At 63.1% G+C, this 19,875-nt stretch carries 18 protein-coding genes; 7 read left to right on the plus strand and 11 right to left on the minus strand.

The window, feature by feature from the left end:
• Positions 1-3: 3 nt before the first annotated feature.
• Positions 4-1,269: a DUF2029 domain-containing protein gene (locus HYR72_26625; GenBank protein MBI1818576.1), complete on the minus strand. Its 1,266-nt coding sequence runs from the start codon at positions 1,267-1,269 to the stop codon at positions 4-6.
• 145 nt (positions 1,270-1,414) lie between these two features.
• On the opposite strand from HYR72_26625, the gene HYR72_26630 reads away from it, so the two are divergent.
• Positions 1,415-3,238, plus strand: coding sequence for an AMP-binding protein (locus HYR72_26630; protein MBI1818577.1), 1,824 nt, complete (start codon positions 1,415-1,417; stop codon positions 3,236-3,238).
• On the opposite strand, the gene HYR72_26635 is transcribed toward HYR72_26630, so the two are convergent.
• Positions 3,193-4,287 carry a 23S rRNA (adenine(2503)-C(2))-methyltransferase RlmN gene (locus HYR72_26635; GenBank protein MBI1818578.1) on the minus strand — a complete coding sequence of 365 codons (1,095 nt, stop codon included), beginning with the start codon at positions 4,285-4,287 and terminating at the stop codon, positions 3,193-3,195. The genes HYR72_26630 and HYR72_26635 overlap by 46 nt on opposite strands.
• Before the next feature lie 335 nt (positions 4,288-4,622).
• Between HYR72_26635 and HYR72_26640 the strand changes: the two genes are divergently transcribed.
• Complete coding sequence (locus HYR72_26640) at positions 4,623-5,615, plus strand: D-2-hydroxyacid dehydrogenase (protein ID MBI1818579.1); 993 nt, start codon at positions 4,623-4,625, stop codon at positions 5,613-5,615.
• An 8-nt stretch (positions 5,616-5,623) separates the two neighbouring features.
• On the opposite strand, the gene HYR72_26645 is transcribed toward HYR72_26640, so the two are convergent.
• Positions 5,624-7,762 carry a patatin-like phospholipase family protein gene (locus HYR72_26645; GenBank protein MBI1818580.1) on the minus strand — a complete coding sequence of 713 codons (2,139 nt, stop codon included), beginning with the start codon at positions 7,760-7,762 and terminating at the stop codon, positions 5,624-5,626.
• 153 nt (positions 7,763-7,915) lie between these two features.
• Between HYR72_26645 and HYR72_26650 the strand changes: the two genes are divergently transcribed.
• On the plus strand, positions 7,916-9,115 hold the full coding sequence (locus HYR72_26650; protein MBI1818581.1) for an MFS transporter: 1,200 nt from the start codon (positions 7,916-7,918) through the stop codon (positions 9,113-9,115).
• Here HYR72_26650 and HYR72_26655 read toward each other — a convergent pair.
• A complete protein-coding gene (locus HYR72_26655) occupies positions 9,112-10,125 on the minus strand; it encodes an LLM class flavin-dependent oxidoreductase (protein MBI1818582.1) in 1,014 nt (337 codons plus the stop codon). The two genes, HYR72_26650 and HYR72_26655, sit on opposite strands and share 4 nt — an antisense overlap.
• 73 nt (positions 10,126-10,198) lie before the next feature.
• Between HYR72_26655 and HYR72_26660 the strand changes: the two genes are divergently transcribed.
• The 4 genes from HYR72_26660 (at position 10,199) to HYR72_26675 (ending at position 14,634) form a co-directional block, all read left to right on the plus strand.
• Positions 10,199-12,991 (plus strand): RHS repeat protein, encoded by a 2,793-nt coding sequence (locus HYR72_26660; protein ID MBI1818583.1) that lies wholly within the window; start codon positions 10,199-10,201, stop codon positions 12,989-12,991.
• Between the two features lie 46 nt (positions 12,992-13,037).
• Positions 13,038-13,490 carry a hypothetical protein gene (locus HYR72_26665; protein ID MBI1818584.1) on the plus strand — a complete coding sequence of 151 codons (453 nt, stop codon included), beginning with the start codon at positions 13,038-13,040 and terminating at the stop codon, positions 13,488-13,490.
• 567 nt (positions 13,491-14,057) lie between these two features.
• Positions 14,058-14,333 (plus strand): hypothetical protein, encoded by a 276-nt coding sequence (locus tag HYR72_26670; protein MBI1818585.1) that lies wholly within the window; start codon positions 14,058-14,060, stop codon positions 14,331-14,333.
• Positions 14,334-14,424: 91 nt separating this feature from the next.
• Positions 14,425-14,634, plus strand: a complete 210-nt coding sequence (locus tag HYR72_26675; protein ID MBI1818586.1) for a hypothetical protein — start codon at positions 14,425-14,427, stop codon at positions 14,632-14,634.
• A 44-nt stretch (positions 14,635-14,678) separates the two neighbouring features.
• On the opposite strand, the gene HYR72_26680 is transcribed toward HYR72_26675, so the two are convergent.
• The 7 genes from HYR72_26680 to HYR72_26710 all read right to left on the minus strand — a co-directional run bounded on the left by HYR72_26680 (position 14,679) and on the right by HYR72_26710 (position 19,737).
• A complete protein-coding gene (locus tag HYR72_26680; GenBank protein ID MBI1818587.1) occupies positions 14,679-15,104 on the minus strand; it encodes a hypothetical protein in 426 nt (141 codons plus the stop codon).
• Entirely contained in the window at positions 15,101-15,526 is a 426-nt protein-coding gene (locus tag HYR72_26685; protein MBI1818588.1) for a MaoC family dehydratase N-terminal domain-containing protein, read from the minus strand. Before HYR72_26685 ends, HYR72_26680 begins: the two co-directional genes overlap by 4 nt.
• 43 nt (positions 15,527-15,569) lie before the next feature.
• On the minus strand, positions 15,570-16,226 hold the full coding sequence (locus HYR72_26690) for a PHP domain-containing protein (GenBank protein ID MBI1818589.1): 657 nt from the start codon (positions 16,224-16,226) through the stop codon (positions 15,570-15,572).
• Positions 16,227-16,272: 46 nt separating this feature from the next.
• A complete protein-coding gene (locus HYR72_26695; protein ID MBI1818590.1) occupies positions 16,273-16,686 on the minus strand; it encodes a Zn-ribbon domain-containing OB-fold protein in 414 nt (137 codons plus the stop codon).
• Positions 16,687-16,700: 14 nt separating this feature from the next.
• Positions 16,701-17,855, minus strand: a complete 1,155-nt coding sequence (locus HYR72_26700; GenBank protein MBI1818591.1) for a thiolase domain-containing protein — start codon at positions 17,853-17,855, stop codon at positions 16,701-16,703.
• 148 nt (positions 17,856-18,003) lie between these two features.
• Positions 18,004-18,813: an alpha/beta fold hydrolase gene (locus HYR72_26705; protein ID MBI1818592.1), complete on the minus strand. Its 810-nt coding sequence runs from the start codon at positions 18,811-18,813 to the stop codon at positions 18,004-18,006.
• A gap of 273 nt (positions 18,814-19,086) precedes the next feature.
• A complete protein-coding gene (locus tag HYR72_26710) occupies positions 19,087-19,737 on the minus strand; it encodes a glutathione S-transferase family protein (GenBank protein MBI1818593.1) in 651 nt (216 codons plus the stop codon).
• Positions 19,738-19,875: the final 138 nt, after the last annotated feature.

A 19,875-nucleotide genomic window follows, 5' to 3' on the forward strand; every position in this document is an offset into this window, starting at 1 on the left:
TCATCAGAAGCTCGGGAGGGTGTCAATCGGTGGATCGCCGCGCCGCAGGTTGATGAGCATTGCCGTACCAAGCACGAGGACCGAGGCCAGGCCCACGCCGGACGCCAGCGGTCCCCAAGGAGCAGGCAAGAGCGCCCACAGATGCGTGAGTCGGGCAAAGCCCGCCAACGTATACGCGATGATCGTGCTGCGTCGCGCCGTCCCACCGCGCGCCCACAGCCACGCCATCGCCGGCAGCATCACGACGTGGTCGTAGCGCTGCGCGTGTGGAATCGCGACCAGCCCGCAGAGCACCCAGAGATAGAAGGCGCCATCGCTCGCGGCGGCTGGCGTACGCCACATCACGACACTCACGAGCGCGCCGATGCCGATGCTCAGCACGATCGCCGCGCCACGCAAGATGTCGCGATCGACCGACCACGGGGGCGACCAACTCGTGTGCTGTAGTTGATCCACGGAGAGGCCTTGGATGTCTAGTTCCTGCGGTCTGCCGATGCGCTCGAACCAAGCCGTCAGCGATTGATCGTCTACGGTCGGTTGGTGCAAATAGCCAGTCAGCCGAAGTGGCAGGAGATCACCCCAATACTCGCGACTCGCGGTGGGCGTCAGCGCCGTACTGATCCCGAATGCTGTGATCAGGATCGTTGTGGTGCTCAATAGGAGTCGCCACCGTTGCAATAGCGGCAACGCTCCCAGCCACAGCAGAGGGAACAATTTGAATCCGACCGGTGGAACGAACAGCAGCGCGGCACGCATCGTCGCGCGCGGTGTCGGCGTCTTCAGCGCCTGCGCCACCGCGAGTACCGCGACGAGCAGGAAGAGACTGTTTTGCCCCAGCGTGAGCGTGAGAAACACGGGACCGAAGGTCAAGACGAGAACGAAGACGGCCCACGTGTGTTTCGTATCGGCAATGCGTGCGAGTTCTCGCGCGCTCCACGCGGTGAGACCGAGCGACAGCAACAGCCACGCGGTTGCGGCCGCCGGGTAGTTGACGAACGTGAACGGTTGCACGAGCCACGGAACAATGGGTGCGCTGGCGAGGAACGGCAGATCGAGGGCCAGCGCCGTGTTGGCGCGCAGCGTGGCGAGAAACTCCGGTGGCGGCTGGTAGGGCGACACTCCGACACGGATCGCCCACGCCCCGACATAGTCGCACACGAAGTCGAGCTGCTTGGGGTATGGCCAGAACGCGTCGAGGCGCAGCATCGCGGTGGCGACATGGATGATGACGCCCACCGCTGCGATTTCGGCTATTGCCCCGCGCTTCATCGCGTCTTCCTATGCGCCTTCGGCGTGGTGGTGACAAACAGAGTCGCCGTCCGGTGCGACGGGCGGTTCGGTTGACTGCCGCGGCGCGGGACCCTAAAGATTGCGCCGCAGTTCATCATGCCTGCATGCCTGCGAGGAGATGCTTGTGAGTACTGAACCCCTCAGCTTCGCCGCCCCGTTCACCGTGCGTGCCCAGATCGAGGCGCGCGCCGAACACCCGGTCGCTGCCGACAAGGTAGTGCTGATGCACGGCGACCGTTCGTGGACCTATCGCCAGCTCCGCGACGAGTCGGTGCGCACCGCGCACTTCCTCCTGCGCCGCCTCGGTCGCATCGATGATGCGCATCCGGGCCACGTTGCCATGGTGTTGGAGAACCACCTCGAACTGCTCGCGCTCTTCGGGGGCTGTGCCTTTGGCGGCCTGACGCTGTTCGGCGTCAACACCGGCTTGCGCGGTGACGTGCTCACCGGCGTGCTCAATCAGTCCCGTTCACGCTTGCTGGTGGTCGACGAGAAATTCTTCCCCGAGATAGAGCGCGTGCGCGGCGATCTGAAGCACATTGCAGCGGAGAACATCCTCGTCTTGCCGACGCAGGGCGGGAAGATTCCAGCGAGCGCGGATTTGCACGCCCGCATAGCGGCGGAGATCGGCGGCCCCGACAAGTCACTCGATGCGCCGGGCATCGATGTCGAGCCCGAGCGCAATCTCATGGTGATCTACACCTCGGGCACGACCGGCCTACCCAAAGGCATCAACAACAATCATCTCAAGCTGTGCGCAACCGGCTTTGGAGTGTCCACGAACATGGGCCTGGGGCAGGACGACGTTGGCTACGCCTGCATGCCGCTGTTTCACTCGAACGCGATGTTCGTCGGCTTCATGCCGGCGTTCTGGGTTGGCGGAAGCATGGGCTTGCGCGAGCGCTTCAGCGCCAGTCAGTTCGTTCCCGACATCCTGCGCTACGGCGTCACCTTCTGGAACTACGTCGGCGAGCCGGTGCACTACGTGCTCGCCGCGATCGAGAAGGAGTATGGCGGTGACGAGGCGCGCATTGCGACCGCGGTTACTAACGACCCGCGCAACAAGTTCCGCTACGCCGTCGGCAACGGCGCGGCACCGCCCGACATCGACCGCTTCATGAAGTGGATGGGGCTGGACGAAATGTTCGAGCTGTACGGCTCGACCGAGGCGGCGATCAGCACCTTCCGCCGCAAGGGAGATCCGCGCGGCAGCGTTGGCGAGATCACCGACGCCGCCGTCAAGATCCTCGATCCGGGCGGCAACGAATGCCCGCCCGCGCAACTCGGCGCTGACGGCAAGCTGCTCAACTACGAGCAATGTGTCGGCGAGATCTGTCGCGCCGCATCCGACGCCGGTCTGTTCCAAGGATACTTCGACAACCCCAAGGCCAACACCGACAAGTTCCGCGACGGCGTCTACCACTCGGGGGATCTCGGCCACGTCTTGGTGCGCGACGGGCAACGCTTCCTGTACTTCGATGGCCGCACCGACGATTGGATCCGCAAGGACGGAGAGAACTTCTCCGCTGGTCAGGTCGGCCGCATTGTTTCCGAACATCCCGATGTCGCGCTCGCCGTTGCCTACGGCGTCCCGTGTTCGGTCTCAGACGAGTTGGTGATGGCGGCGGTGAAGCTACGCGACGGCGTGGCGTTCGATCCGAAGGGCTTCTTCGAATGGTGCGAGGCGCAAGTGAACGGTGCCAGCATGGACCGCAAGTGGTTTCCCGACTTCGTCCTGTTGGTTAAAGACTTCGAGTACACGCAGACGCAGAAGGTACTGGTGCGCAATCTCAAGAAGGTCCACTTCGATCTCAACCGGCTGGCTGGCGAAGCGATCTACTGGCGCCAGCGCGGCGACACCGCGTTTCGGCCGTTCGCCCGCGCCGACTACGAGCAGGTACGTCAGGAGTTCGCGGCGCGTGAGAAGCTGGAACTGCTCGATCGCTGAACTCGCCGCAGGTCGGGATTTCCGAGCTGGCCGCACGCACCCATCAAATCGCGGCCGTGTGTGATGCGGCGCTTGACGAAGACGCCCTGCGACCGCAGCCGCGCGCAGAACCGCACGATGGCGTCGTCCGACGGCGTCGCGTAGCTCGCATCGCGTTGCGGGTTGTACGGAATGACGTTGACGACGCAGCGCAGCGGACGGCACCACGCGGCAACCTCGTCGGCAAGAGCCGGCGCATCGTTCACGTCCTTAATCAGTACGTACTCGATGAGAAACAGCCCGCGCCGCGGCAGCGGATAGTCCAGTAGCGCAAGCTGCAGATCCGCCAACGGCATGCCCTTGTTGATCGGCATCAGCTCATCACGCAGCCGATCGTTCGGCGCGTTGAGGGAGATCGCCAGCCGCAAGTTCGGCCAGTTGAGTTGCGCCAGCTTGCGGATGCCGTCGATGCGGCCAACGGTGGAGATGGTGACTTGCGTGAGCGGAATGTCCAGGCCGCGCGGGTCGTTGAAAACACGGATCGCTTGGACGACCGCGTCGAAGTTGTCGAGCGGTTCGCCCATCCCCATGAACACCAGGTTGCGGATGCCGTCCGAGAAGTAGCGAAACGGGCGCGTAGCGGCGAGTGGGTCCTGATCGAGCATGAGCTGGCGAGCTACCAACCGTTGGCGCACGATCTCGGCGCTGCTGAGATTGCGCAGCAACCCCATGCGCCCAGTCTCGCAGAACGTACAGCCCATGCGGCAACCGACCTGTGATGACAGACAGAGCGTGTACCAATCCATGCCGCTGTAGTTGCGCATCGGGATGATCACCGACTCGGTTTCCAGCGCCATACCGGGGTGCGTGCCGACTGGCAGGCAAAACTTTGTGAGGCCGTCGTTCCGTTCGACGCGCGTCACCGCGGGCAGTATCGCGCCGTCACCCTCGCGCATGAGTCGCGCGTACTGCGAGCGCGCGTGCTGCGGATGCGTCGCATGCGCCGCCGCGTACTCGGCGAGCGTCATGCCGAGCAAATCGGCGCCGCGTGGGACGGTCGAGGGAATCACGTGCGACAGAGTACCAAGGGTCGATCCAGAACACTATGCCGGGGCCTCTACGGCGATTCCCAGAACGGTTGCCGAATCGACCACAGTGTCTCACAAGTGTCTGCGACATGGCCTCGACCGGATGTCCCGTTCCCTGTAGGGGCGACGCATGCGTCGCCCGCGAATTGATGCAGTTCATTGCGGAGAAGACGGAGGGCGATGCATGCATCGCCCCTACGCCTCTGAGAAGCCGCGGTGACTGACCTTGGCGGGATACGACCTTCGTAGCCAAGGTGCACGCTGCTGGACGCGCAGCGCCTTGGACTTTGAATCCCCGACTCGGTACTCAAGAGGGCATGCGCCTGTTGACGACCGAGCGGTTTGTGCGCGACTACGGCGAGGCCTATCGCCGCATCTGCGAAGCGACCCGGCTCGAACTCGACCCGTTGACGCTGCCGCCAGGCGACCGGCGCTTCACTCCAACAGAGTTGGAACAGATTGCGGTCGCTTGCTTCACCGGTAACTTCGAGACCGACGCGGTCTTCACGCGACGCTTCCTCGGCAGCGCGCTGCACGCACCGAACCTGCGCTGGATGCACCTGCCGAACGCGGGTGTCGATCATCCGGTGTTCGGCCAATTGCTCGCGCGCGGCGTACGGCTGACGAACTCGTCGGGGGCGGCGGCGGAGCCGATCGCACAAACCGCCATCGGCGGGTTGCTGGCCCTGGCGCGCGGCTTTCCGCGCTGGAGTGCGGCGCAACGCCGCCACGAGTGGGCGCCGCACCGCGCCGATCACACCCCGCGCGATCTGCGCGGACAAACGATAGTGATCGTCGGCGTCGGTGCCATCGGCAATCAGATCGGACGGCTGGCGCAGGCGCTCGGCATAACCGTCGTCGGCGTGCGCCGCCGTCCGCTGACGGATCAGGACTACGTCGACGAGATGTACCAGCCGAGCGCGTTGCGCGATCTGTTGCCGCGCGCGGACTGGCTCGTCGTGACCTGTCCGCTCACCGATGAGACGCGCGGACTCATCGGCGCCGATGCGTTGGCGCGCCTGCCCGCCAACGCCCATGTCATCAACGTCGCGCGCGGGCCGATCGTCGACGAATCGGCGTTGATCGCCGCGTTGCAATCGGGTCGCGTGGCGGGCGCCTATCTCGATGTGTTCGAGCAGGAGCCGCTGCCGGCCGACTCGCCGCTGTGGGATTTGCCGAACGTGATCATCTCCCCGCACAACTCCGCCGCATCGACGGGCAATGCTGCGCGAGTGAGCGAGTTGTTCCTGCGCAACCTCGAACACTGGGGCCGCGGCGATCCGCTCGAGAACGAAGTGCGCGACCGGTGAGCAGCGCGCTATTCTTCATCCTTGGCAAAGTTGCACTTGTCGAGATCGGCAACGTACGGCAAGTACGTCTTCGCCATCTGGAAGCCCAGCATGCGATAGGCGTCGAACGTCTCCCAGTCGTAACTTTGGACTAGCGTCGAGGTATGCGGAAAGTCGGTGGCGGCTTTGGTCCGCTGGTACCATTCGATTTTCTTGATCTTGTCGACGGCGTCCGTGTCCCCCTTGTCACTCCACCATTGTGCGTCCAAGTGGTGGGGGATGCGGTCGCGGTGCTCAGGGTGTTTGTCTCGGTCCGACATGTCTACTGGGTTCGCGAGTGGCTTGAGATACAAGATCGTGGAGACGATGGTGGTCGAGTCGCTCGACTTGGTCACGGTCAGCCGCACGTGACCTCGCGCGCGCGCCTGGTCGAAGGTGGCGGCATCGAGTTTGAGAGTCAGTCCAAGCTCCCTGAGCCGATCCGCGAGGACCTTCAGGTCGTCGAACCCCCACTTCGGATCGGCGCCGGCATCGACCGCGATGATGCATGACACCCCGCGACGCACCAACGAGGCGATACCGAGATCTTCGTAGTGCCCGCCGTCGGTGACCTTTATCCAGCGGGCATCGGTTGAGGGTTCCCAGAGACGCTGCGCAGTCAACATCCGGAAGTAGTCGTATCCCGTGCCGAAGAATCCGTTGTACTCGCGGGCAAAGTTCCAGGTCTCGTAGCCCAAGTTGAGATTGACGGGGCTGGCCAGGTATTCGATAGGCCAGGTCCACCACTCCCCTCCGCTCACCGCACCGAAGTAGCCGTCGGGATCGAATGCCGCTCCCGACGCGGCGACCGCGTGCGCCAAAGGGAATGAACCTCCGTCGTTCATATCGCCGTCAACCCAAACCTTCACCGGCTTACCGTGGTCCATTTCGACGTGTTGTACGTGGCGATCAAACGCTTCGGACTTGATATATCCGAGTCCATCCGAACCCGTGAAGTCGCGAGTGAATTCGAAGTTGTAGTGGTTGCACGTGTCATCGGAAAACGTTCTCCTCGGATATCCGAAAAGCGAGAAGACCTCTGCCACAGGCGTGCTCACCCAGCGGCTAAAGGTGGTCGGCTCCTTCTTCCGCAGGGCGGGACATTCGTAGCTTCCACGGCCATCGCGCGGCGCGCCCATGTTCACGAGGTTGCCGTTGATGATGAGGTACGGCGTCGTCGCAGGATCGGCGTTTGCTTCACTGACTTTGAGCGCACGCTTCGGCGGGGCGCTGCTGTGGGCGGGCTGCTCGCCGCGGAAGTACGTATTCTCAATCCGGTCCTCGTAAATGGCGATCGGGTGAAATCGGTTGATGCCGACTTTGACGTGGGCCAGCACATCGAGGACGAAGTTGAACGGCCACCGCCACGCGTAGGCGAACGCGAGACGCGAACCTTCCCAGTACCCACCCTTGCTGAGGAACCCCGCATGCGTGCGCAACTGTTCGACGTTGTCGCCGCGGTCGTCCAGCAGATCGGGAAAGTCCGTGGCGGCAACCTTGTAGTACAGACTGTCACGATAGACGTCGTGCTGATCGCCGCCGAGATGCGCCTGCACCCAGCTCGCCATGTACGCCCCGCCCGAGACCGCGCTCATGTAGTCCACTTGCGACAAGAGATGGAGCGCATCGAGCGCTTGCAGCACGCCAAGGCTGAAGCTGGCTGAGCGGATACCCCCGCCGGAAAAGGTGAGACCAGTGAGCGTTGGGATTGGTTTGTCGGAAGGCGTTGCAATTGCCGCGTGGGCACGAGCGCACAGGGCATCGCGCTCCGCTGCATCAGCCTTGCACTGCTGAGTGAACTGCTGAATGTCCCATCGGAGCAGAGCGGCTTGCACCGGTGCTTGTCCGTCGCAGGCCGCGATGTGGCACGAGGATTGACCGTATTCCGTATCAACGTCGCCAGTCCGCTGGGTGCACAACTTGTCGCGTCGATTACGCACGTATTTCATCTCCTCTTTGTAGTCGCTGGAGAGCAACGACGCGTCGTAAGAAAGCGCCCGGTGACGGATCTCATACGTCGCGTGTTTCGTGGCGCAGCCGATTGCCAGTGCTGACATGACGAGCAGGTACGGCAGTCGCCGAACAGCCATGCACAGCGTTGGCTGGTTGCAGAAGGTTCCAGTCTTCATGACACCCTCCCCCCTGGCAATCTCTGATGATGTCTCGATAGAACATCAGAGAAGCCGATCGTGTCAATCAACCGATCTAGGCCCCCCATTAGGTGTGGGGCGTGGCTCGACGGGAGTGCGCGAGCGGCGACGCGCTGATAGATGCTTGCGGCAATGGAGTCCGATCACACGCGCGCTTTGCGCATCCTGTTTCTTTGCCTCGTCTGCATCGGCCTCGGTCAGTCGATGCTGTTCGCGATCTTGCCGCCGGCGGCGCGCGAGATTGGACTGTCGCCGTTTCAAGTGTCGACCATCTTCGCGAGCTCGGCGGCGATCTGGGTGTTCGTCAGTCCGTGGTGGGGGCGGCGCAGCGACGCCGTTGGGCGACGGCCGATCATCCTCATCGGCTTGCTCGGTTACGCGCTGTCGATGGCGCTGTTGGCAACTATGATCAAGGTCGGCGTTGCCAAGTTGCTGCCGGTGATGGCGGTGTATCCACTGATGGTGGCCTCGCGCTGTCTGTTTGCGCTCTTCGGTTCCGGCACCGGCCCGGCGTCGCAAGCCTACGTCGCTGATCGCACCACGCGCAGCGAGCGCACCGCCGGCGTCGCCCTGGTCAACGCGGCAATGGGCTTGGGCGAAACCGTCGGCCCGGGAATCGGCGCGGCGCTCGCCGCCTTCGGTCTGCTCACGCCACTGTACCTATCGGCCGGCCTCGCGGTCGTCAGCGCGGCGATGATCTGGTTCTACTTGCCCGAGGACAGCGCCCCGCACGCGCATGCCGTCGAGCGCCCGCGCAAGCTCAAGCTTCGCGATCCGCGTGTGTGGCCGTTCCTGCTGGTGGCAACGTCGATGCAAGCGGTGCGCGCAACGACGGTCATCACCCTCGCGTTCTTCTTGCAAGACACGCTGAAGCTGACGTCGCAGCAAACCGTGCAGTACTCGGGCATCGGCTTCGTCACGCTCGCAGTGTCGGGGCTGTTCGCGCAGCTCGTCCTCGTGCAGCGCTTCCGGCCGTCGGCGCGAGTGATGGTTCGCGTCGGCCTGCCGCTCATGCTCGCCGCGTTCATGCTGTTCGTCGCGGGCAGTAGCTTCGTCACCTATCTGCTCGCACTGGTGCTCTTGGGGCTCGGCATCGGCCTGGTGCGCCCTGGCAATGCGGCCGCCGCTTCGCTGGCCGTCGAGCCCAACGAGCAAGGCGCGGCCGCCGGTCTCGTCGGCGGCGTGTCCGTCATCGGTAACGTGTTCGGTCCGATGCTGGGTACGCAACTCTATCAACGGTGGCCGATTGGTCCCTACTTGTTGAACGCGGCCATCATGGCTGGCGTCTTCGTCTACCTGCTCTCGAATCGGCGGCTGCGAGTGGTTCGCTAGCCCGCGAGTGCCGGCAGCACGTCGCTGGCCAGCGATCGAATCGACGCGAGCGCGACGTCGCGCGGAATGTTCGCGGAGCCGGGAACAATGTGACAGAAGTCGAGGTTGAGCGCTGCGAGTTGTTTGAATCGGGCGATGGCGATCTCCGGCGGGCCGGTGATCGCGTACCAATCGATGAACGTGTCTTCGAGTGCCCGGGCGTGCTCGGCCGAGGCTTCGGTGTGATGGCGCATGTCGTAGTGTTCGCGCAGGAAGCGCGCCGCGTTCTGCAGCGGTAACGGGAGGCGGGCGAGCTTCGACCCGGCAAACGCCGAGAAGCGGGCAAAGGTGGCCACCGCGCCGCGCGCGGCGTCGCGGGCCACGGCGCGGTCGGCGTGGACCACGCAGTTGACGAAGGCGCCGAATCGTAGCGCCGCGGGATCGCGTCTGGCCGCCCGCGCGGCGTTGCGGGCAATCTCGATCGCGCCGGCGAGGTGTTCGATATCTGCGCCGACGGCGAAGGCGATGCGATCGGCGTGGCGCGCGGCGACTTCGATGACGCGCACGCCGGTGGCGGCGACTTCGACCGGAACCTTGGGTACGTTCACCGCGCGCAGCCACTCGATGCGACTCGCGAACCCATCGCGATCGACCGTTCCGCCGCTCAAATAAATTTGCAGCGACGCCAGGTAGCGCTCGAAGTTGGCGAGCCGGTCGGGTTGCTTGCCGATGCGTTGCACCGACGAGTCGCCACGCCCGATGCCGCACAGCGCGCGGCCGCCACTTTGCACTTGCAGCGCCAGCGCGGCCGACGCGGTCACCGCCGGATCGCGGGTGACCGAGTTACTGACGCCGGGGCCGAGCCGAATCTTCGTCGTCGCGGTCGCCGCGAGCATGAGTTGGCCCCACACTTCCGGCGCCATGTTCTGACTGTCGGGAAACAGCAACGTGGCGAAGCCCAGGCTCTCGGCCAAGCGCGCCAAGTTGATCGCACGCCCCGGCAGCGGCGGCATTAGGATTCCGAGTTCCATGGCTAACCCTCCATCCTTTGCAGACTTCACCCTACTTCTGCCGCAACACGCGAGGCAATGGCTCGGATGAAGCGTGGATGAAGCGCCGCGGCGCATCGAACCGCGCAGGCAGGGGGTTGAGACCCAGCGCACGACGCTGACGGTCGATGCCCACGACTACCTCGCCAGCCTCGTCAATCCGGCCAACGAGTCGCGCTTGTTCACGTCCACCGACGATGGTCTACTGACGAGTATGACCGATCCGCGCAACCACACGTACCAGTTCACGTACGATGCCAAAGGCCGCTTGATTCGCGACGACGATCCGGCCGGCGGGTTCAAGACGCTGACTCGCATGGAGCAGAGCAACGGCTTCACGGTCACCCTCGGTACCGCCATGAACCGCTCGACGAGCTATCAGGTGACGCGCACGACCACGGGCGCGGAGGATCGGGTGAACACCTTCCCCGACGGTTCACAAACCACGACCGACATCAGCGTCGACGGAACGCGCACGAGCGCCTTCCCCGACGGAACGATCACCACGGACACGCAGGGTCCCGATCCGCGCTTCGGCATGCAAGCGCCGGTCACGAGCAGCTCGACGCTTTCAACGCCGCTCCGGCTGACGCGCAGTCAATCGAGCGCTCGCACGGTGGTGCTGGCGAATCCTGACGATCCGCTCAGCCTCACGTCGTTGACTGACACTGCGACACTCAATGGTCGTACGTCGACGACGGTATACAACAGTGCAGCGCGCACGTTGACGACAACCACTGCGGCGGGCCGCCAAACCATCACCACACTCGACGCGTTGGGGCGCGTGATCGGTCTACACGTGGGGAACCTCTCGCCGGTGCAATTCGCACTCGACAGCCGCGGCCGCATCGCCGCGATCACGCAGGGTACGGGCGCGGACACGCGCACGCAGACGTTCGGCTACCGCACCGACGGCTACCTCGGGAGCATTCTCGACGCGCTCGGTCGCACCTTCGGCTTCGAGCCTGATCCCGCCGGACGGCTGTTGCGCGAGACCTTCCCCGACGGGCGTGTGCTCGCGATGACCTACGATGCCAACGGCAACCTCGCGTCGTTGATTCCACCCGGTCGTCCCACGCACGCCTTCGACTACACCGCGGTGGATCTCGAATCCGAGTATCTTCCCCCTAACCCCCAACCCCCAGTCGCGAACCCCCGCACTTCGTACTCGTACAACTTGGATCGCCAACTCGATCTCATCACGCGGCCCGATGGCCAGACTATCGACTTCGTCTACGACAGTGCGGGGCACCTGAGTCAGCAACTCTTGCCCGGCAACCGGACCATCACCTACGCGTACGACGCGAACACGAAGAACCTCACCTCGATCACCGGCCCAGACACGGAGACGTTGGCGTTCACGTACGACGGCTCGCTGATGCTGAGCGAAACGTGGAGCGGGCCCGTCACCGGCTCGGTGAGTCGCACCTACGACACCGACTTCCGCGTCGCGAGCCAGAGCGTCAACGGGGCGAACTCAGCAAGCTTCGGTTACGATCCCGACAGTCTGCTTACCAGCGCGGGCAGCATGACGCTGACGCGCCACCCACAGAACGGGCTCCTCACTGGGACGATGCTCGGCGTCGTCAGCGATACGATCGGGTACGACACGTTCGGGCAGCCGGCGACCTACAGTGCGAGTGTAAGCGGTAGTGCGGTGCTCTTCGATCAGTACACTCCCGATCCGCTAGGCCGCATCACCGAGAAGACCGAAACGATTCAGGGCGTCACCGACACCTATGCCTACGACTACGATCTGGCCGGCCGACTGAGCGATGTGCACCGTAACGGCGATCACATCAGCCACTATGACTACGACGCCAACGGTAACCGCACCGGCGGCTACAACCAACAGTGTTCATCCTTCGCGAACGTCATCGTCGACAACCAAGACCGGCTGTTGACCATCGACTGCGGCGTTTCGACTTTCAGCTACAGCTACTCGGCGAATGGAGAGCGCTCGAGCAAGGCCACCGGCACCAGTCCAACGACGTACGACTACGACGCCGTCGGGAATCTCCGCAGCGCCACGCTGCCAGACCTCACGTTCATTGAGTACATCGTCGACGGTAAGGGACGGCGAGTTGGGAAGAAGGTCAATGGTCAGCTGACTCAGGGCTTCCTATACGACGGGCAACTGCGCATCGTTGCCGAGCTCGACGGTAGCGGGACCGTGGTCAGTCGTTTTGTCTACGGCGAGAAGGCCAACGTTCCCCAGTACCTGATCCGCGGTGGGGTAGCCTATCGGTTGATCTCCGATCACCTCGGTTCACCTCGGCTCGTTGTGAATTCCGCCGACGGCAGCATCGCGCAGCGGATGGACTACGACGAGTTCGGAACCGTTACTAACGATACCAACCCCGGCTTCCAACCGTTCGGCTTCGCGAGTGGACTCTACGACCGCGACACCAAGCTTGTGCGCTTCGGCGCGCGCGACTACGACCCAGAGACCGGGCGGTGGACCGCGAGAGATCCGATCCGGTTCGCTGGAGGCGACGCGAATCTGTACGGATACGTCCTCAATGATCCGATCAATGGCATTGACCCGAATGGTTTGTGGAATGGGAACATCTTGCCACTCGATTTTAGAGATCAGGACAACGAGTGCTCCCCACCGGTCCGGGCCCTCAATGGTAACAGCTGCATGAAGGAATGCTGCCAAGCCCACGATGACTGTTATAGGGAGAACCAGTGCTATTCGTCATGGATCGGAAACATACTCGTAATCCCCAATCTGTTTCCGTGCGAACAGTGCAACCTGAAAGCCGCCGCGTGCATTCTTTCTAGTATTGGCCAATCTGGATGCCAGCCGCCTCCGCCCCCACCTCCGGATCCGTGCAACCCATGATGGACGCCTTTCGCGGTTGTCTGTGCGTCGGAGTATGATGATTCCAATGAAGCCAATTTCGCGGCTCTATCACGTGGTGATTGGCAGCGTCTGCGCTCTGGCGTTCCTTTCTTCGGCGTGCAATCAGCGCATATACTGGCTCCCAGAATCAAGCTTCACCCTATCGCCTGATTCGAGACTCCCGCGGTGGTTTGCAATCCCAACTGGATACGAGCGAAAGGACGTGACTGTCCGGATCTACTACTATTTGCCGCCGTTTGGGAAGTATGATTTCGAGGCAGTGCTTCTCGGGCCCGTTCCTGAGTGCCTCCAACTTGAGCACAAGCTGGGGACGGCCCGATGGCATCCCGAGAGTGAGCGGAAGGGGATTACCACATACCCTGGCTACTACATCGCATCGGTGGATGGCATCGAGGAAGTTATAGAACATAGAAAGCAGGAGCCGATCTTCTACATTTCTGATGACCCAGCGCTGACGCGAGAACTCAAACGGCCGTAATTCCATCGATCCGCAACCGGGCGCTCACTGTTGAGTGTATGGCGACGCGGCTGGCGATGGCGACGTGGCCAACGCGAGTGAAGGCAGCCCCCGCCTCCACCGAAGCCGAATGACTGTACGGAGGAGAAATTCAAAGAGCGCGGGAACTACGAAGTCTACCCGAACTACTCGATCATTGCGGTGGACGGAGTTGATGAAATATTTGAGCATCGACAACGCGGACCAATTCTCTACGTCGTGGACAGAGAGGCAGCGGAAGCAGGGTGTCGCACGGCGGGCAAGTGACCTTTGGCCTGTCCGGTGCAGTCGCCACCAACGGCACCCGGTCGCGAATCTCCAGACCTTCTCTGAATGCCACGGTTGTTTACCGGCCAAGGGGGCATGATGTCGATGAAGCCCACTTCGATGTTGCATCGCGCGGTGCTTGGCAGCGTCTGTACCCTGGCAATCCTGTCGACGGCATGCAGTCAGCGCATATACTGGCTCCCGGAATCAAACTTCACTCTGTCGCCTGACTCGAGGCTTCCGAGGTGGTTTGCGCTTCCGACTGGATACGAGCGAAAAGACGTGACTGTCGAGATCTACTACTATCTGCCACCGTTCGGGAAGTATGATTTCGAGGCGGTGCTTGTTGGACCCGCTCCTGACTGCCTCCAGCTGGAGCACAAGCTAGGGACACACAGATGGCATCCCGAAACTGAACGGAAGGGCATTACCAAAGACCCTGGCTACATCATTGCATCGGTGGATGGCATCGAGGAAGTGATCGAACATAGGGAGCGGGGGGATGTTTTCTACATTTCCGATGACCCTGAGCTGACGCGAGAACTCAAACGGCCGTGATTCCATCGATCCGCAACCGGGCGCACTATCGAGTGTGTGGCGACGTGGATACAGACGGGGTCAGCCCTTGAAATGAGAAGTATGCTGGCGGGTGCGCTCAGATCGAGCGGTGACCATCATCGAACATGACGGTAGCGGCAATCCGAGCGCGATCGTCAGTCCCTATGGCCAACGCACGACGCTGACGGTCGACGCCCACGACTATCTTGCGAGTCTCGTCAATCCGGCCAACGAGTCGCGCTTGTTCACGTCCATCTGTTCTTCTCCACGATTCCTCTGCGCCTATGTGTCTCTGCGGTGATCCTTCTTCTGTTGGTGATCAATCCTACAGTAGGATCTCGCGTCCTAGGATTTCGCGGGCAAGCGCACGGTGGCGGTGCCGGTGACCCAGCGATCGCCCTCGGCGCTTTGCAGGATCAGATCGCACTCGATGAAATTGCCGTGATCGCTGGAGTGCTTCTCGGTGATCACGCCGTGCACGGTGAGCGCGCGATTGGGGTACACCATGCCGCGAAACGTCGCGCTCAGCCGCACCAGCGCCGCGTCGGGATTCCAGTCGGTGATCATGCGCGAGAACAGCGCCATGCTCAGGTTCCCCGGCACGATCTGCCCGGGCAAGCCTTCCTGCTTCGCGTCCTCGTCGCTCATGAAGCGCCGGCCGGGCATATCGGCGGCGAGCGCGTAGCGCTTCACCTGTTCGCCCGCGAACGTCACTGAGAAGCCCGGGATCTCGTCGCCGACTTCCACTGTGTCGAAATTCGCCCCGCTCATCGAAACATCATCTTCTGATCGATGGTGGCCACCGACTCGCCGTGTTGATTGGTGATGACCGAGCGCAAGACGAGGAACACCATGCTGCCGGTGCGACCGGTCTTCTCGTAGATGTCATGCACCGTGCTCGACGCGGTCAGCACGTCGCCGACGCGCACCGGAGCGCCGAAGTCGATGTCTTTGCCGGCATCGAAGCCGTTGCGCCCGAGGTTCGGCATGTTGGACGGCATGAAGTGCTTGCCGCGCAGCGCGACGACGAACGTCGGCGCGCCAACCAGCTCGGCGTCGCTCGCGGTCGTGTAGCGCGGATTGGTTTCGCCCACCGCTTCCGCGTACTCGCGCAGCTGCGCGGCGGTCACCGGCCTGAAAACCGTGTGGTCAAACTCGTTGCCGATGATTTTCTTGTCGAAGGTGAGCGGCATGATCGTGAGGCGTGAATCGTGAGTCGTGAGCCGTGAGTCGGGGCTATGACGCTTTTCGGGCTAGGTTGGCGCGGAAGTCGATCGGGCGATACGAGCCGTGGCGCAGCTCGTGGACCAGATCATCTATAGAGCGGATGTCGCGGTCGAACTCGGTGGCGCAGATGCCGATGAAGCTGACCAGATGCGAGTCACTGCCGCCGAACGATTTGTAGCCGTAGCGGTCGATGATCGCTTGCACCCGTTCGTTCTCACCGCGCCGGCTGCCGCCGTTGAGCGCCTCGACGGCGACGACACCATCGATCGGTCCCTTGGTTTCATAGTGTTCGCACAAGCCGATGGTCGGTCGACCCGGATGGCAGGGCAGGGCGAGACCGCCCATCTCGCTCACCGCGGGGATGAGTTCGCGCGCGTTCAGCCGCACGTTGGTGAAATCAAAACGGTGCGTGATGTCGTCGTTGACGCCGTACACCAACACGTGGCCGTAGTCGGTCTCGACCTCGGCGCCGCGTAGGATCAAACAGCCATACTGGTCTTCGAGCGCGCGATAATCGGTGTCGGGATTCCACTGCCGGTGTTCGGTGAGCACGAGACCGTCGATCGGCACCTCGGCGCGCTTGCGCTGCAGCCACTTGAGATAGGTTTCGACCGGAGCGCGGCTGTCCTCGGATGCTTCGGAGTGGGTGTGGAGATCGAGAATCATCTTGAAGACAGTTGGCAGTAGGCAGAGGGCAGTCGGCAGTTTGGAATCAGAGGGGTTTGAACTTTGGGATGGTGACTTCGGGTGTCACGTCTTCGAAGATGACTTGCACGGGCATGCCGATCTTCACCTGCGCCGGATCGCAGTCGACGATGTTGGTCAGCATGCGCACGCCTTCGTCGAGTTCGACGTATGCCATCACGTACGGCAGCGCGTCGCGAAAGCCGGGGGCTTGGTTCTGATGCGTCACGGTAAAGGTGTACACCGTGCCCCGCCCGGACGAAAGTACCCACTCGGTGCGATCGGACAGGCAGTGCGGGCAGAGCGCGCGCGGATAGTAGCGGAAGGCGCCGCAGTCGTGACACTTTTGCACCCGCAACTCGTGGCGCTGACAGGCTTCCCAGAATCCCTTCGACTCTTCGTCGATGCGTGGCAGCGGCTTCGCGTATTTCTTCTCAGCCATCGGTCTCGCCTCAATCAGTCTCGCCCCAAGATGAGAGTCGCGCCACTGTGGCGCAGACCGAGCATGCCGCCGGTGCCGTGACAGAGCGCGATCGCGCAGTCCTTCACTTGGCGTGCGCCGCACTCGCCGCGCAATTGTTTGGTGGCTTCGATCACCAGGAACATGCCGCGCATGCCGGGATGATTCGACGACAGGCCGCCGCCATCGGTGTTGATCGGCAACTCACCGCCGAGGCCGATGCGGCCGTCTTGTACGAACGCACCACCTTCGCCCTTCCTGCAGAAGCCGAGATTCTCTAGCGTCTCGAGCACGGTGATGGTGAACGAGTCGTACACCATGCACATGTCGATGTCCTTGTGCGCGACGCCCGCCATTGAGAGTGCGCGTGGGCCAGACTGCTTCGCTGCCATATCGGTGAGATCGCGCACGCCGGCCGCCGTGTGGCACAGCGCTTCCGACGCACCGAGGATTTGCACCGGCTTCTTCCTGAGATCGCGCGCGCGCGCCGCGCTGGTGACAACGAGCGCGCCGCCACCGTCGCTGATGATGCAGCAATCCAGCAGGTGCAACGGCGACGATACGATGCGCGACGCAAGCACGTCGTCGACAGTGATCAGGTCACGGAACTTCGCCGCCGGATTGAGTGACGCATGGCGGCGAATGGTGACGGCGATCTCGGCGAGTTGCTCTGACGTGGTCCCGAACTCGTGCATGTGGCGCTGCGCGCACATGGCGTACGAGCCGACGACGGTGGGTCCGTAGGAACTCTCGAAATGATCGGGCGGATCGCCAGTGAAGCCACCACCGGTGCCGACGGCGAAGCGTTCCGACGATGCGGTGCTGCCGTAGGTGATCAACGCGACGTCGCACAGGCCGGCGGCAATCGCGGCGGCGGCGTGGCTGACGTGCGCGACGAACGACGAGCCGCCGATCGAAGTCGAGTCGAGAAAGCGCGGATTGATGTTCAGATGCTCGCACAGCGACATGATCCCGATCGGCCCGACACCCGACGTGAAGAAACCGTCGACATCCTTGATCGTCAGCCCGGCGTCGGCGAGCACGCCGCGCGCGCTCTCGGCGTGGATCTGGAACATGGTCTTGTCCGGCGCCCAGCGGGTGGGGTGCTCGTAGACGCCGGCGATCACGGCTTTGCGCTCGAAGCCGCTCATGCGATCGGCCCCCTCTCTGACTCTCCCCCGTTGCCAGAAGTGGCAACAGGGGAGAGGACCCACGCGTGACCTCCGGTCCCCTCCCCTGTGAGCACTTCCGCGAACGGGGGAGGGCTAGGGTGGAGGCCGCCCAGCACGGCAATGGTGCTCACTGCGCCAACCTCGCCAGAAACTCGTCGACGGCGGCGTTGAATTCCGCCGGCTTCTCGCTCGTGACCGTATGGCCGGTGTCTTCGATGACGACGAGCTGCGAGCCGGCAATGCCGCGCTGCAGCTCCTCCGACTTCGTCACCGGCGTGATGCCGTCGTCGCGCCCGGCGATGATCAACGTCGGTACTCTGATCTGCGCGAGCCGTGTCGTGATGTCGAACGCGTTGCACGCGAGGAAGTCGAAGTAGCGCACGCGCGGATCGGTCTTCACCTGCTCCATCCAGGCTTCGCGCATGATCGCGAAGTCGGTTTTCGGCGAGAAGGCTTCGGTGGTGAACGGCTGCTGCGCGCGCCCGCGCATGACGTTGTGCCAGGTCTCGATCCGCTCGGCGGACAACTCAAACTTCGCCGCGGTGGCAACCAATACCAATGCCTTGACCTGCTTTGGATGCGCGATCGCGAACTCCATCGCGATCGCGCCGCCCATTGACCGGCCGATGAGGACGAACGGACGCAGCTTCAGCGTGTCCGCGAACGCTTTGGTGAAGTCGCGGTACGCGGCGATGCTGCGCAACCCTTCGGTGCTGCCGGAGCGGCCGTGACCGGGGAAATCGAAGGCAATGGGGCTGTGCGCGGCGCTGAAGTGATCGAGCTGTCGGTTCCAGGTATTGGCGTTCGAACCGGCGGCGTGGATGAAGAGCAGCGTGGCGCCGCGGTCGAGGTCCGGTACCTCCCCGGGAACCGTCGTGGCGCCAGCGTGGAAGTAATTGACGGCGAGTCCGTCGATGTAGGTGTACTTACTCGGCATCGAACGTCTGGGAGAGCGCAACGACCCGCGCCGGTATCGCAACCGCATTCCGGGTTGTCAAGCAAACGAGCACCCGATCGTCTTTGCACAAAAGAGGTTTCCGCCCCTCGATACGCCGCCCTTCGATACGAAGCCTTCGGCTTCTACTCAGTGCGGCTACTCGGGGAAGCGGTATTTTCTCGGACAGCCGAATGCCCGCTTGCCCGAGTAGATCGCGAAGCGATCGTATCGAGGGCCTTCTTGTGCAAAGCCAACCAGGCAACCAGGCACGTATCAACCGCGCATGCCCATCGAGGCGGCGGCTTCGTGCAAACTCGCGTTCGCGCTTGGGCGTGCGGCGACGCGGGTCATCCACGCGGCGAGGTTGCCGAGCGCGGGATCTGCCGGCTGGCCCACAGTCGCGCCGAAGTCGAGCGCGCAGTAGAGAATGATGTCGGCGATAGTGAAGCGCTTGCCGGCGACGAACGACTTGCCCGCCATCAATCCGTCGAGCCACACCAGCTTGTCGCGTACGATCGCCTTCAAGCCGTCGGCGGCCTCCGGCAGGCAACGCATGCGCGACTGAAACAGCCCGAGCCCTTCGGCGTAGCGGAAGGCGTTGTAGAGATTCTCGGTAATGTTGAGTTCCACACGGCGCTGCCACATGCGGGTTTCGGCCCGCTCTTCCGCCGTCGTGCCGATGAGCGCCGGCGTCGGATGTTTCTCTTCGAGATATTCGAAGATCACGACGGTCTCGCCGAGCACCCGGCCGTCGTCGAGTTCGAGCGCCGGGATCTGCCCACCGGGATTGCGATCGGTGTACGGAGGCTGCCGGTTTTCCGCGCCGAGCAAGTCGACGGGCGCTGTCGCGATTTTGATTCCCTTTTCGAGCAAGAACATGCGCAGCGCGCGTGGATTTGGCCCCATCGAATCGTAGATTTTCATCGTCGCCTCCAGTGCCGGTAGTGATCGTAAGAGCGCCGCACGCGGCGATGCTCGAGTGCGTGCATGGTCGATGATTGGCAGCGCAAACACAAGTACCCGGCTAGTGTGCCGGCGGGCACCGGACTATTTTGAACCGGC

The sequence above is a fragment of the Deltaproteobacteria bacterium genome (genome assembly GCA_016178705.1).
Classification (GTDB): Bacteria; Desulfobacterota; Binatia; order HRBIN30; family JACQVA1; genus JACOST01.

Bases quoted from the DNA above. Each gene is read 5' to 3' on its own strand.
- HYR72_26625 (MBI1818576.1), bottom strand. From the start codon at position 1,269: ATGAAGCGCGGGGCAATAGCCGAAATCGCAGCGGTGGGCGTCATCATC.
- HYR72_26640 (MBI1818579.1), top strand. From the start codon at position 4,623: ATGCGCCTGTTGACGACCGAGCGGTTTGTGCGCGACTACGGCGAGGCC.
- HYR72_26645 (MBI1818580.1), bottom strand. From the start codon at position 7,762: ATGAAGACTGGAACCTTCTGCAACCAGCCAACGCTGTGCATGGCTGTT.
- HYR72_26650 (MBI1818581.1), top strand. From the start codon at position 7,916: ATGGAGTCCGATCACACGCGCGCTTTGCGCATCCTGTTTCTTTGCCTC.
- HYR72_26655 (MBI1818582.1), bottom strand. From the start codon at position 10,125: ATGGAACTCGGAATCCTAATGCCGCCGCTGCCGGGGCGTGCGATCAAC.
- HYR72_26665 (MBI1818584.1), top strand. From the start codon at position 13,038: ATGAAGCCAATTTCGCGGCTCTATCACGTGGTGATTGGCAGCGTCTGC.
- HYR72_26680 (MBI1818587.1), bottom strand. From the start codon at position 15,104: ATGAGCGGGGCGAATTTCGACACAGTGGAAGTCGGCGACGAGATCCCG.
- HYR72_26685 (MBI1818588.1), bottom strand. From the start codon at position 15,526: ATGCCGCTCACCTTCGACAAGAAAATCATCGGCAACGAGTTTGACCAC.
- HYR72_26690 (MBI1818589.1), bottom strand. From the start codon at position 16,226: ATGATTCTCGATCTCCACACCCACTCCGAAGCATCCGAGGACAGCCGC.
- HYR72_26695 (MBI1818590.1), bottom strand. From the start codon at position 16,686: ATGGCTGAGAAGAAATACGCGAAGCCGCTGCCACGCATCGACGAAGAG.
- HYR72_26700 (MBI1818591.1), bottom strand. From the start codon at position 17,855: ATGAGCGGCTTCGAGCGCAAAGCCGTGATCGCCGGCGTCTACGAGCAC.
- HYR72_26705 (MBI1818592.1), bottom strand. From the start codon at position 18,813: ATGCCGAGTAAGTACACCTACATCGACGGACTCGCCGTCAATTACTTC.
- HYR72_26710 (MBI1818593.1), bottom strand. From the start codon at position 19,737: ATGAAAATCTACGATTCGATGGGGCCAAATCCACGCGCGCTGCGCATG.